This is a genomic window from Rhodococcus sp. AW25M09 (assembly GCF_000333955.1).
Classification (GTDB): Bacteria; Actinomycetota; Actinomycetes; order Mycobacteriales; family Mycobacteriaceae; genus Rhodococcoides.
Window position 1 is genome coordinate 1 of the sequence record NZ_CAPS01000035.1, and the last position, 11,969, is coordinate 11,969.

Genomic DNA, 11,969 nt, shown 5'->3' on the forward strand with positions numbered 1-11,969 from the left:
CCTCACAATCACTAGGTACCACCTCACGTCAGAGCAGGGTCTGCGCCCGCCCGGAGATGGTGCTCAATGCCGTCGCCCAGGCGAGATCTTTCGGGTCGAGAAATGCTCCGTGACCTGCCCCGTGCAGCACGACGAGCTCGGTATCGGTGCTGCCCGCCTCGGTAGCGGCGGCGACGTAGGCCCGGCTCTGGTTCACCGAGACCGTCTGATCGGCGTCTCCGTGCAACGCGGTCAGCGGGATATCGAGCGGGAGATATTCGATGGGGGAGGCGATCTTGTAGCGGCCGGGTACCTGGTTCGGCATACCGCCGAGGAATTCGGGCACGAACTTGTCGCGGCCGAGGGTGGCAGCCCGTTTCATATCCAAGACGCCGGCCATGATGGTGGCGCTGCGGGGTTTGATCTTGGGTTCCGCGCCCGGCGCGTCGACCGGCATGAGGTGTCGCGCGGCCACCCACGCGGCGAGTTGCCCTCCGGCCGAATGTCCTGCGACGTGGACGCGGTCGAGATCGAGCCTGCCGCCTGCTGCGTCCTGGACGACGGTGGCCAGTGCCTCGGTGGCGTCGTCGACGTCGGTGAGGGTGTTGGCCCAGTTGTTCGGCCCGCGTCGGTACTCGACGTTCCACACGGCGATGCCCTCGTTTGCGATGGCCGTCGACATCTTCTGGAAGTACGACAGGTTCAGGTTCTCCTGCCACCCGCCGCCGTGGATCATCACCACCACCGGGAGCGAGGTGGCGTTGTTGTCGGGCAGGTAGAGGTCGCCGATGTTGTCCGGCTCGTATCCGTACTTCAATCGGATGGGATTCCCTACCGACCCCGATACCGGTTGCAGCGCGGCCGAATACGTTTCGGCCGTACTCGGTGAGGATTCGGTGTCGGTCGAGGTGCAGCCCACCAGAGCGACGGCGAGTACACCGGAGAGGAAGTGACGTCGATTCACGCGCGCCGAGCCGTCCACTCGAGCAGGTCGTCGAGCGGCCAGGTGTTGACCACTCGCTCTGCGGGCACGCCGCGCGCTTCGGCGCGGATACAGCCGTAACCCTGCCAGTCGAGCTGCCCGGGGGCGTGCGCGTCGGTGTCGATGGAGAACAGGCAGTCGCGTTCGAGGGCGATGTCGATCAGGCGCTCGGGAGGATCCTGGCGTTCGGGTCTGGCGTTGATTTCCACCGCGGTACCGAACTGGCGGCAGCCCTCGAACACGACGGGCGCGTCGAACGTCGACTCGGGCCTGGTGCCGCGTCCGCCTTCGACGAGTCGTCCGGTGCAGTGGCCGAGGACGTCGACGTGCGGGTTGGCGATGGCGGTGACCATCCGCTTGGTCATGGTCTTCGAATCGGCTCGCAGGTTCGAGTGCACGCTCGCCACCACCACGTCCAACTCGGCGAGCAGGCCCTCGTCCTGGTCGAGCGATCCGTCGTCGAGGATGTCGACTTCGATTCCGGTGAGGATGCGGAACGGCGCGAGCTGCTCGTTGAGCTCGGCAACGATGTCGAGTTGTGCGCGCAGACGTTCGGCGGTGAGGCCGTTGGCGACCTTGAGACGTGGTGAATGGTCGGTCAGGGCGCAGTACTGGTGACCGAGTGTCGCGGCGGTACGCATCATCTCCTCGATGGGGCTGCCGCCGTCGGACCAGTTGGAATGCGTGTGCAGGTCACCCTTCAGTGCTGCGCGCAGGTCGTTGTTGCCGATCGGCTCGGCAGCGGTGCGTTGTTCGAGCAGGTAGTCCGGGACGTCCTGGGTGAGCGCCTGACGAATGATCAGCGAGGTCTTGGCTCCGATACCGGCCAGTGAGGACCAGCTGTCTGCCTTCTCGTGCTCGGATCGTTGTGTGGAACTGAGGGATTCGACGACATCGGCGGCCCGGCGGTAGGCCTTGACACGGTGGGTGTCCGAGCGCGAACGCTCGAGCCAGTACCCGATCTCTCGAAGTGCGTCCACCGGATCCATGCATTCCATTGTGCCCGGCGGCAGAGACACGTGCGTTCGGGGTAAACGGACAAAACTCTCAGGAAGTCGCCAGGCACCAGCTGGGGGCTGAAACTACTATCGAAACCCATGAGTAAGAAATGGTGGATATCCGGCTTATCGGTCATCGTTCTGGTGGCACTCGGGTTGTACTTCGGGCCCAAGATCTATGCCTCGTTGCAGGAAGACGATGCACCGGCGGCGACGGTATCGACCTCCGGTGCCGAAGCGGCCACGGTGGTGGACATCGACGGACGGTGGATTGTCACCCCGGGTGACGCGACCAACACCACGGCCGCGGGCTACACCGTCGACGAACTTCTCAATGGATCCGACGTGACGGTCGTCGGATCGACCACCGAGGTGGCCGGCAACGTGACCATCGCCGACGACAGCCTGACCGACGGGCAGATCGTTGTCCTGACGAACTCGATCAGTACCGGCAACGACCGCCGCGACGGCCAATTCCGCGGCAACATCTTCGATACCGCGACGTATCCGACGGCGACCTTCTCGATCGACTCGCCGATCGACCTGTCCGCCCTGCCCCAGGATGGCACCACCGACACCGTCACGGCCGAGGGCACGTTGACGCTCAAGGATCAGACACGTCCCGTCTCGGTGGAGATGGAGGTGCTCCTGTCCGGGGACACGCTCATCGCGTCGGGTGCCATTCCGACGACATGGTCCGATTACGGCATCGACCCGCCGTCGCTCGGCTTCGTCACGGTCGACCCTTCGGGAACCATCGACTTTCTGATCAATCTGAATCGGCAGTAGCCGGATTTCGCTCGGCCGACGGCGTCCATCCCGGCGGTCCGACAACGTATCCGACGCGTTCCTTCCACGACCGCGATGCCGCAACATCCCGAGCGATGTTGCGGTATTCGTGTGTCTGGAGGGTCCAGATGTTGTAGGTGTTCACGGGCTTGGTCAGCCCGTAGTTCGGTCGCTCGACTTCCTCGGCGTAGCTGCCGAACAGGCGATCCCAGATGATGAGGATGCCGCCGTAGTTCTTGTCGAGATACTGCGGATCACGGCCGTGGTGGACGCGGTGATGCGAGGGCGTGTTGAAGACGAACTCGAACGGGCGAGGCATCCGGTCGATGCGCTCGGTGTGTACCCAGAACTGGTAGACGAGGTTGATCGAGAACCCCACGAACACCATCCACGGCGGCATACCCAGCAGGGGGAGCGGTAGCCACATGACCACCTCGCCGCTGTTGTTCCACTTCTGCCGCAGCGCAGCAGCGAAGTTGAAGTACTCGCTCGAATGGTGGGCCTGATGCGTCGCCCAGATCAGCCGGGTTCGATGCGCGATGCGGTGATAGCCGTAGAACAACAGGTCGACGCCCACGATCAGGATCACCCAGGTGTACCAGGCGTCGGCGGGGAGCTGCCACGGCGCGAGATAGACGTAGACGGCCGTGTAGCCGATCAGTGCCAGCGCCTTCCAGGCCGTGGTGGTTGCGATCGACACCAGGCCCATGCTCAGGCTGGCGCGGGCATCCTTGCCGGAGTAGCCGCCGCGTTCACCGTCCTCGAGCTTCGCGGCGGCGATCCATTCGATCACCAGCAACAGCGCGAACGCGGGGATCGCCAACGCCACGGGATCGCGCAACGGTTCGGGCAGTGCATTCCACGCCGAACCGATCCACTCGGTCATCGAACCTCCCCATGTGCGTGACACCTAAAGGCAGAGTGTAACGCTGGTTAGGGGGTCTTGGCCTGGATCCACCGAGTGACATCCCAAGCCGTCGCGTGATCGATCGTGATGCAGCTCGTACCGTGGAGACTGCACACCGAGCAGTCGAGAGAGCGGAGTCGGACTTGTTGAAGAAAATCGTGTCCACGATCGGACAGGTGGGCGAGTCCGTGTTGGGTGTCGTCGGTGTTCGGGTCGGCACCGAGGAGCCGCCGCACACGAGCCGTCGACTGACCGATGCGGTGGAGATCCGTCGTTACGCGCCACGGATCGCGGCGCAGACCACGGTCGACGCCGATGAGGAGCAGGCACGGAAGGAGGGTTTCCGTCGCCTGGCCGGGTACATCTTCGGCAAGAACGGGGGCAAGCAGAAGGTCGCGATGACCGCTCCCGTCAGCCAGTCGTCCGCAGGCTCGCAGAAGATCGCGATGACTGCCCCCGTGTCGAGCACGCCCGGTAGCGACGGTTGGGTTGTCCGGTTCTTCATGCCGTCCAAGTGGACGATGGACACGCTGCCCAAGCCCGACGACGACCGCGTGACGTTGACGGCGGTTCCGGCGGAGACGGTGGCCGTGCTGCGTTTCAGTGGTGGCCGCGGCCGGGACAACGTCGAACCGAAGATGGCGGCCCTGACCGAAGCGCTGCGCTCACACGACATCGAGATGCTGGGCGAGCCGATGACCTGGTTCTACGATCCGCCCTGGACCGTGGCACCACTGCGTCGCAACGAGGTGGTCGTGGCGGTGCCGGAGGGTTCCTGACCGGAACGTTCCGGGGACTGCTCGCTAATTTCCTATTGGAATGATAGGAATTGAGTGTGCACATCACGGCCAAGGCGGACTATGCGGTGCGGACACTCGTCGAACTTGCGGCGGTGGGTGGTGGGGGATCAGCGAAAGCAGAGGCGCTGGCCGCCGCGCAAGGTATTCCGCACAAGTTTCTCGAGTCGGTGCTCTCGGATCTTCGTCGCGCAGATCTGGTGTGCAGTCGACGGGGTCCCGACGGCGGTTACTGGCTGGCGCGGGAGGCGTCGGAGATCTCTGTTGCCGATGTGATGAGGGCCATCGAAGGACCGCTGGCGTCGGTGCGCGGGCAACGACCCGAGGATGCGGAGTATGCCGGTCCGGCCGAGCCGCTCACGCGTGTGTGGCTGGCGGTGCGCGCCAGTCTGCGTTCGGTGCTCGAATCGGTGTCGCTGGCGGACATCGTCGAGGACGATCTGCCCACCTTCGTCAACGAGTTGATCAGCGAGCCGGCCGCCTGGGCTCGTCGATGACGTGAGTCACACCGGTCGACGCATGTGGCGAGATCAACAAAATTGCACTTCACTGCAAACTTGCAGAATCGTGCAAGTTCCGTACTTTGGTAATTGTGACTTCTCCGACGGGCCTTCGTGATCTGAAGAAGGCCGCCACTCGCGATGCACTCGGCCAGGCCGCCGTGCGTCTGGGCAAGGAACACGGTTTCGACACGGTCACGGCCGACGCCATCGCGCACGAGGCGGGGGTCTCCACCCGCACGTTCCACAACTACTTCTCCAACAAGGAAGAAGCAGTTCTGCATCACATCGAAGAGTCCGCCCTCGAGTGGTTCGAGTTGCTGCGTGCTCGGCCGTCGACCGAGCCGATCTGGGAATCGTTGCGGCACATAGCAATCGATCTCGTGGCAGATCCCGGTAGAGATCTCGAAGACACCTTCGCGGCGGCCCGGCTGATCGAAGCCAACCCCGCTCTGATGGCCCGCAAGCTCGAAATGCACCACTCGCTGACCCGCAGACTGGGCGAAGCCATCGCCGAGCGGACCGGAACCGACATCGACATCGACCTCTACCCGAACCTTCTTCAAATGGCTGTCGGTGGCGCGGTGACAGCAGCGCTGAACATTTGGATGAACGACCCAGCGGGAGCGTCGAATCCCAAGGCCCTCATCGAAAGCGCCTTCGACCAACTCCGCGCTGGACTACCCGAACCGAACAGTCGTTCCGCAGGCTCCACTCCTGTCCCCGAACCCCACTCGTCCGAACACAACCGAGGAGCTTGACCGTGGCCACCTATCTCTACCGAATCGGAAGATTCGCGTACCGACGCAAGGGCATCGTCCTCGGACTGTGGCTGGTGATTCTGATTCTTGCGGGAGCGGGAGCAGCGACGCTGTCCGGCCCTACCGCCAACTCGTTCAGCATCCCCGGAACGCCTGCTCAGGCTGCTCTGGATCTGCAGAAGGAGCGGTTCGGCGGAGCCAAGGACCCACTCCAGTCGGTCAGTGCCGAGTACGTCTTTCAGGCTCCTGACGGTCAGTCGTTGGACACCCCGAGGTACACCTCGGCCATCGATTCCACCATTGCCGAGATCGAGAAGGTCGACGCCGCGAAGCCTGCCGAAGGTGCCCCGGCGCTGGCGAATCCGGTGGCGGCCAACCAGTCGATCATCGAGCGATACACCGAGGCCGCTGCAGAAGCGGGTACCCCGGCCGACGAGGTAGCCGCCGACGCCGCGGCCACCTCGCCGCTGAGCCCCGACGGCAACGTCGGAACCGTCACGGTGCCGATCGACCTCGACCTCGCCGATGTGACCGACGCCGTTCGCAGTGATCTCGATGCCGCGGCGCAACCGGCTCGAGATGCGGGCCTGACAGTCATCCTCGGTGGCAACGTGGCACAGGAGAACCCGTCGCCCGGTGGCAGTTCGGAGATCGTCGGTCTCGCTGTCGCTGCCATCGTCCTGCTCATCATGTTCGGCTCGGCTGCCGCGGCCAGCTTGCCGTTGATCACTGCGATCGTCGGAATCGGCATTTCGAGTCTGGCGATCACCACGGCCTCCGGATTCGCCAGCCTGACCTCGTTCACCCCGATCCTGGCGATCATGATCGGTCTCGCGGTCGCGATCGACTACTCCCTGTTCATTCTGGCGCGATACCGGCACGAGCTCACGCTCACCGACAACCGCGAAGAAGCGGTAGGACGTGCGGTCGGTACCGCCGGCTCGGCCGTCGTGTTCGCCGGGGCCACCGTCCTCATTGCACTCGTCGCCCTGCGGGTCGTCGGCATCCCGTTCCTGTCCCAGATGGGTCTGGCTGCGGGCTTCGCGGTGTTCATCGCCGTGTTGATTGCATTGACCTTCCTGCCCGCCATGCTCGGTCTGTACAAGGGCAAGGCATTCGCAGGCAAGATCAAATTCGTCAACACCACCGACCCCGAAGACCCGAACGCCAAGCCCACCAACGGAGTGCGCTGGGCCAAGTTCCTGGTCAAGAGGCCTGCGCTGGGCCTCATCGGCGGAATCATCCTGCTCGGTGTGATCGCTGGCCCGGCCACCGGCCTGTCGCTGGCACTGCCGTCGATCGCCACGGCCGACCCGTCGACGCCCGCTCGCCAGGCGTACGACATCACCGAGAAGGCTTTCGGTCCGGGACGAAACGGGCCCCTGCTGGTCATCGCCGATGCTTCCGGTGTTGCCGAGGCCGATCGCACTGCCTCCTTCGGCAAGGTCGTCGACACAATCACCGAGCAATCCGACGTCACGAATGCTCAGATCGTCGCTGTCAACGAGGCAGGCGACACGGCTCAGATACTCGTCACCCCGTCGAGCACCCCGAACAGCGACCAGACGAAGGCGCTCGTCACCAACCTCCGCGATGCCGAGAGCGGATTGCAGGAAAGTGCGGGCGTCTCCTACGGCGTGACCGGTGAGACTGCGATCGGAATCGACATCTCCGAGCGGTTGCAGAGCGCGTTGATTCCGTACCTGGCAGTGGTCGTCGGACTGGCATTCGTGCTGCTGATGCTGGTGTTCCGCTCCATTCTGGTTCCGCTGACGGCAACGGTCGGATTCCTGCTCAGCGTGCTCGCGACATTCGGTGCCACGGTGTTCATCTTCCAAGAGGGTGGGCTCGGCCTGATCTCCAACCCGCAGCCGATCGTCAGCTTCATGCCGATCTTCCTCATCGGTGTCGTGTTCGGTCTCGCGATGGATTACCAGGTGTTCCTCGTCTCGCGCATGCGTGAGGAGTTCGTCCACGGAGCCGCCGCCAAGGATGCCGTCGTCAACGGCTTCAAGTACGGCGCACGCGTGGTCACGTCGGCAGCAGTCATCATGATCTCGGTGTTCGCGGCATTCATGGCCGAGCCGGACTCGTTCATCAAGTCCATCGGATTCGCGCTCGCCGCTGCTGTCTTCTTCGACGCGTTCGTCGTGCGGATGGTGCTGATTCCGTCGGTGATGGCCCTGCTGGGCGACAAGGCCTGGTGGCTGCCGAAGTGGCTGGACAAGATCCTGCCCAACGTCGACATCGAAGGTGCCAAGTTGAAGACGGCTCCCGAGAAGGATCTTGGACCTGCGTAGGTCCTGACCGGTCGGCCGAAGATTGCCCGCAACACTCGAAAAACGGAGAGACTGTCATCCATGTGTACGAGTAATCTTCGGCCATCATGCTGATCCCGCTACTACGCACGTATCTGGCTCCGTACAGGACGCCGATCATTGCGCTGATTCTGTTGCAACTCGTCGCCACGTTGGCGGCGCTGTATCTGCCGAGCCTCAACGCCGACATCATCGACAAAGGCGTGACCACCGGCGACACGGGCTACATCCTCTCGGCCGGGTCACTGATGCTGGTGGTGTCCGCGGTGCAGATCGTCAGCTCGGTGGGCGCAGTGTTCATCGGTGCTCGCGCCGCGATGGGAGTCGGACGTGACCTGCGCGGTGCCATCCTGCATCGTGTCGGCACGTTCTCGGCTCGTGAGGTCGGCCAGTTCGGTGCGCCGTCGCTGATCACTCGCAACACCAACGACGTGCAGCAGGTGCAGCTGGTGATCGTCATGGGCTTCACCATCGTGGTGATGGCCCCGATCATGTGCGTCGGCGGCATCGTGATGTCGCTGCGCGAGGACCTCGGCCTGTCCTGGGTGCTGTTGATCGCGGTACCCGGCCTCGCCATCTCCATGGGCCTGATCATCGTGAAGATGGTGCCGGCCTTCCGCTCGATGCAGATGCGCATCGACGCCGTCAATCGTGTTCTGCGTGAACAGATCACCGGCATTCGCGTGGTGCGGGCATTCGTCCGGGAGAACTTCGAGATCGATCGTTTCGGAGCCGCCAACGCCGCGCTCACCGACACCGCGCTGCGCGTCGGGCGGCTGATGGCACTGATGTTCCCGACGGTCATGCTCATCAGCAACGTCACCAGCGTCGCCGTCATCTGGTTCGGCGGCCACGCGATCGACGAGGGCACGATGCAAATCGGTTCTCTCACCGCTCTTCTGAGCTACATCATGCTCATCCTCATGTCGGTGATGATGGCCTCGTTCATCGCGATGATGGTGCCCCGCGCATCGGTGTGCGCCGATCGCATCAGCGAAGTGCTCGCCACCGAGTCCTCGGTCGTGTTGCCGGACAAGCCCAGGATGTTCGCATCCTCGCCGGGAACGGTCGAGCTCGTGAACGCCGAATTCTCTTTTCCCGGAGCCGAATATCCGGTGCTGTGCGGAGTGAACCTGAGGGCCGAGGCGGGCAAGGTCACCGCCATCATCGGCGGTACGGGTTCGGGAAAGTCCACTCTCGTCAACCTCCTTCCGCGGCTGATCGATGTCACGGGCGGCGAGGTGCGAGTGGGCGGAGTCGACATTCGTGAGCTCGATCTGGATCTGCTGCGCTCCGAAATCGGTCTGATTCCACAGAAGCCGTACCTGTTCTCGGGCACCATCGCGAGCAATCTGCGATACGGCAAGGCCGATGCCACCGACGACGAACTGTGGGAGGCGCTCGAGGTCGCTCAGGGAGCCGACTTCGTTCGAGCTATGCCCGAGGGACTGGAAACGCCCGTCGCGCAGGGTGGTACGACGGTCTCGGGTGGCCAGCGGCAACGTCTTGCCATCGCGCGCGCATTGGTGCGCAAACCCAGTATCTATCTGTTCGACGATTCCTTCTCCGCGTTGGACCTGACGACCGATGCCAATCTCCGTGCAGCATTGAAGCCGGTGACGCGAGATGCATGCATGATCGTTGTCGCCCAACGCGTCTCGACCATCATCGACGCCGACCAGATACTCGTGCTCGACGACGGAAAGCCGGTAGGTGTGGGTACCCATGACCAACTGATGGCCGAGTGCCCCACCTATGCCGAGATCGTGGACTCGCAGCACGCTGTGGTGGGTGCCCAGTGACCGCGCAGGTGGAGAAGACGGAGGAGGAGACGGACGCACCCGTCGCCAAAGCCGTGGTGCCCGGCACCAGGGCCCGAGACTTCAAGGGTTCGTTCAGACGGTTGTTCGGTCTGCTCGCTCCCGAGCGAGTGCTCCTGTCGGTGATGCTCGCCTTCGGTGTCGCCAGCACCGTACTGACCGTGGCCGGGCCGACCGTGCTCGGGCACGCGACCAATCTGATCTTCAGCGGCGTGGTCGGCCGTGGGCTCGAGCCCGGACAGACGAAAGAACAAGCGATCGAGGGGCTCCGGGCAGCCGGGAACGACTCGATGGCAGACCTGGTGTCCGGCATGGACGTCACCCCCGGTGCCGGGATCGATTTCGGCGCGGTCGGCACAGTCCTGATGTGGGTTCTCGTGCTGTACGTGCTCTCGTCGTTGATGGCCTGGGCGCAGGGCTACATCCTCAACATCGCACTGCAGCGCCGAATCCTGCTGCTACGTGGCAGCGTCGAGGCCAAGGTGCATCGACTGCCGCTGAAGTACTTCGACAACAACGCCCGCGGTGAAACGCTCAGCCGTGTCACCAACGACATCGACAACGTCTCGACCAGCCTGCAGCAGACGCTCGGCCAGTTGATCACCGGTGTTCTCACCGTACTCGGCATCCTCGGCGTCATGATCTGGATCTCGCCGCTGTTGGCTCTTGTTGCGGTACTGACCATTCCGGCGTCGTTCGCGGTGGCGGCCGTCATCGCCAAACGATCACAACCGCACTTCGTCGCGCAGTGGAAGCACACCGGCAAACTGAACGCGCAGATCGAGGAGACGTACACCGGCCACGAGATCGTCAAGGCATTCGGCCGTCAGGCAGCGGTGGAGCGCGAATTCGGCGATCGCAACGAGCAGCTGTTCCAGTCGAGCTTCCGGGCCCAGTTCATCTCGGGCATGATCATGCCCGTCATCATGTTCCTCGGAAACATCAACTACGTGGTCATCGCCGTCGTCGGTGGGCTGCGGGTGGCCTCGGGCACACTCACTCTCGGTGAGGTACAGGCGTTCATCCAGTACTCACGTCAGTTCACCCAGCCCCTCACTCAGGTGGGCGCGATGGTGAACCTGATCCAATCCGGTGTCGCCTCCGTCGAGCGCATCTTCGAGGTGCTCGACGCGGAGGAAGAGGACGCCGACCCGGTCGATGCCGTGCGCCCCACCGACCGCAAGGGACGCGTCGAATTCGACAACGTCTCCTTCGGCTACTCCGCGGATCGCCCACTGATCGAGAACCTCTCGCTCGTTGCCGACCCCGGGCACCTCGTCGCCATCGTCGGCCCGACCGGTGCGGGCAAAACCACCCTGGTCAACCTCATCATGCGGTTCTACGAGATCGACTCGGGCCGCATCACCGTCGACGGCGTCGACACCCGAGAGATGACGCGAGAAGAACTACGCGCCCGGACCGGCATGGTGCTGCAGGACACCTGGCTGTTCGGCGGGACCATTCGCGACAACATCGCGTACGGCGATCCGAGTGCCAGTGAGGAGGAAATCCTCGAGGCGGCGCGGGTGAGTTACGTCGACAAGTTCGTGCACTCGTTGCCCAACGGGTACGACACGATCATCGACGAGGAGGGCAACAACGTCAGTGCCGGTGAGAAGCAGCTCATCACCATCGCCCGCGCATTCCTGGCCAAGCCGCTCATCCTCATCCTCGACGAGGCCACCAGCTCGGTCGACACTCGCACCGAGCTGCTGGTGCAGAAGGCCACCGCGAGACTGCGCAACGACCGCACCAGTTTCGTTATTGCGCATCGCCTCTCGACCATCCGTGACGCGGACACGATCGTGGTGATGGAGAAGGGCAGCATCGTCGAGCAGGGTAATCACGAACAACTGCTCGCGGCCGAGGGTGCGTACTTCCGGTTGAATGCGGCTGGCGCCGCACGTGCATGAAAATTCGTAGCCTGCGGGCTGTTGCGTTTTGATGGTGGGGCGTCTCGAGTGTCGAGGCGCCCCATCGCTGTGTGTGGGCGAGAATGTGGTGGTGGCGAAGGGATATCGACCGGTCGATCGTGATCAGCAGTTTCTGATTCCACCGGACATGCGTGAATGGTTGCCGGCGGAGCATCCGGTGTGGACGCTCATCGAGATCGTCGAT

General features: G+C 63.6%; 10 protein-coding genes. 7 read left to right on the top strand and 3 right to left on the bottom strand.

The window, feature by feature from the left end:
* Window positions 1-28: 28 nt before the first annotated feature.
* On the bottom strand, window positions 29-943 hold the full coding sequence (locus RHODMAR_RS06270) for an alpha/beta hydrolase family protein (protein ID WP_008712471.1): 915 nt from the start codon (window positions 941-943) through the stop codon (window positions 29-31).
* Complete coding sequence (locus tag RHODMAR_RS06275; protein ID WP_008712472.1) at window positions 940-1,950, bottom strand: PHP domain-containing protein; 1,011 nt, start codon at window positions 1,948-1,950, stop codon at window positions 940-942. Before RHODMAR_RS06275 ends, RHODMAR_RS06270 begins: the two co-directional genes overlap by 4 nt.
* Window positions 1,951-2,058: 108 nt before the next feature.
* On the opposite strand from RHODMAR_RS06275, the gene RHODMAR_RS06280 reads away from it, so the two are divergent.
* Window positions 2,059-2,748 carry a YceI family protein gene (locus RHODMAR_RS06280; protein ID WP_008712474.1) on the top strand — a complete coding sequence of 230 codons (690 nt, stop codon included), beginning with the start codon at window positions 2,059-2,061 and terminating at the stop codon, window positions 2,746-2,748.
* Here the strand turns inward: RHODMAR_RS06280 and RHODMAR_RS06285 are convergent.
* Complete coding sequence (locus tag RHODMAR_RS06285) at window positions 2,729-3,634, bottom strand: sterol desaturase family protein (protein ID WP_008712475.1); 906 nt, start codon at window positions 3,632-3,634, stop codon at window positions 2,729-2,731. The two genes, RHODMAR_RS06280 and RHODMAR_RS06285, sit on opposite strands and share 20 nt — an antisense overlap.
* Before the next feature lie 164 nt (window positions 3,635-3,798).
* Here RHODMAR_RS06285 and RHODMAR_RS06290 point away from each other — a divergent pair, with 164 nt between their 5' ends.
* The 6 genes from RHODMAR_RS06290 to RHODMAR_RS06315 all read left to right on the top strand — a co-directional run bounded on the left by RHODMAR_RS06290 (window position 3,799) and on the right by RHODMAR_RS06315 (window position 11,764).
* Window positions 3,799-4,434: an SOUL family heme-binding protein gene (locus RHODMAR_RS06290; protein ID WP_042938218.1), complete on the top strand. Its 636-nt coding sequence runs from the start codon at window positions 3,799-3,801 to the stop codon at window positions 4,432-4,434.
* A gap of 56 nt (window positions 4,435-4,490) precedes the next feature.
* Window positions 4,491-4,949, top strand: coding sequence for an RrF2 family transcriptional regulator (locus tag RHODMAR_RS06295; protein ID WP_008712477.1), 459 nt, complete (start codon window positions 4,491-4,493; stop codon window positions 4,947-4,949).
* Window positions 4,950-5,035: 86 nt separating this feature from the next.
* A complete protein-coding gene (locus RHODMAR_RS06300) occupies window positions 5,036-5,713 on the top strand; it encodes an acyl-CoA-like ligand-binding transcription factor (RefSeq protein ID WP_008712478.1) in 678 nt (225 codons plus the stop codon).
* 2 nt (window positions 5,714-5,715) lie between these two features.
* Window positions 5,716-8,013 carry an MMPL family transporter gene (locus RHODMAR_RS06305; RefSeq protein WP_008712480.1) on the top strand — a complete coding sequence of 766 codons (2,298 nt, stop codon included), beginning with the start codon at window positions 5,716-5,718 and terminating at the stop codon, window positions 8,011-8,013.
* A gap of 86 nt (window positions 8,014-8,099) precedes the next feature.
* Window positions 8,100-9,833 (top strand): ABC transporter ATP-binding protein, encoded by a 1,734-nt coding sequence (locus RHODMAR_RS06310; RefSeq protein ID WP_008712483.1) that lies wholly within the window; start codon window positions 8,100-8,102, stop codon window positions 9,831-9,833.
* Between the two features lie 53 nt (window positions 9,834-9,886).
* Window positions 9,887-11,764: an ABC transporter ATP-binding protein gene (locus RHODMAR_RS06315; protein WP_198289405.1), complete on the top strand. Its 1,878-nt coding sequence runs from the start codon at window positions 9,887-9,889 to the stop codon at window positions 11,762-11,764.
* The last annotated feature ends 205 nt before the right edge of the window (window positions 11,765-11,969 follow it).